This is a genomic window from Streptomyces sp. KR55, assembly GCF_052245645.1.
Lineage (GTDB): Bacteria > Actinomycetota > Actinomycetes > Streptomycetales > Streptomycetaceae > Streptomyces > Streptomyces flavusporus.
In genome coordinates, this window is sequence record NZ_JBQQCE010000956.1 from 1 (window position 1) to 1014 (window position 1014).

At 70.8% G+C, this 1014-nt stretch carries 1 protein-coding gene and 1 pseudogene; one reads left to right on the plus strand and one right to left on the minus strand.

What is annotated here, in order from left to right; translation table 11 throughout:
• The first annotated feature begins 23 nt into the window (after positions 1–23).
• Positions 24–728: a hypothetical protein gene (locus ACTWQJ_RS51770; RefSeq protein WP_443313264.1), complete on the plus strand. Its 705-nt coding sequence runs from the start codon at positions 24–26 to the stop codon at positions 726–728.
• Positions 729–782: 54 nt separating this feature from the next.
• Here ACTWQJ_RS51770 and ACTWQJ_RS51775 read toward each other — a convergent pair.
• Positions 783–1014 (minus strand): annotated as a pseudogene (locus ACTWQJ_RS51775) (DUF1015 domain-containing protein); the annotation flags it as partial.

The following is a 1014-nucleotide window of genomic DNA, read 5'->3' on the forward strand; positions in this document are numbered from 1 at the left end:
CCGAGGACGTGACCGGCGACGAGATCGACAAGGACGTACGGCAGGAGCTGCAGAGCCTGCCGAAGACGCTCGCGGACGATGTCGCCAAGAACCTGGTGATGGTCGCCCGGCTCATCGACGAGGACCCCGAGGGGGCGTACGGCTACTCCAAGGTCGCCCTGCGGCTGGCCTCGCGCGTGGCGGCCGTTCGGGAAGCGGCCGGGTTCGCGGCGTACGCGAACCAGAAGTACGGGGAGGCGCTGGCCGAGTTCCGTGCGGCGCGGCGTATGACCGGCAACGTCGATCTGTGGCCCGTCATGGCCGACTGCGAGCGGGGCCTGGGACGGCCGGAGAAGGCGCTCGACATGGCCGGCGCGCCCGAGGTGCACAAGCTCGACAAGGCCGGGCAGGTGGAGATGCGGCTGGTCGCGGCCGGTGCCCGGCGTGACATGGGGCAGCTCGACGCGGCCATCGTGACGCTGCAGAGCCCCGAGCTGGCCTCCAGCTCCGTACAGCCGTGGACCGCGCGGCTGCGGTACGCCTACGCCGACGCACTGCTCGCGGCCGGGCGGGAGCGCGAGGCGCGGGAGTGGTTCGCGAAGGCCGTCGAGGCGGACCGGGACGGCAGCACGGATGCCTCGGACCGGCTTGCCGAGCTGGACGGCGTGGAGTTCGTCGACGCTCTCGACGAGAGTGAGAGTGAGCTGAGTGACGAGACCGGTGAAGGCCGGGACGACGACAAGCACTGACGTGCCCGAGTGAAGGGGGCGGGACCTGGACATGGGTCCCGCCCCCTTCGTATGTCAGATGTCCAGTGCGCGCAGCACCAGCCCGGACGCCGGTTTCGGGCCGAACGACGTCGACTTGCGGGGCATCGTGACGCCTTGGCGGGCGAGGTCCCGTACGACTTCCTCGCGGACGGGGTGCATCAGTACGGCCGTGCCACCGTCGCGTTCCGCCTTGGTGACCGTGGCGGACGCGTCGTGGATGTAGGCGATGTGCGCGGGGGAGTCCTCGGGGATGTGCCAGACGTGG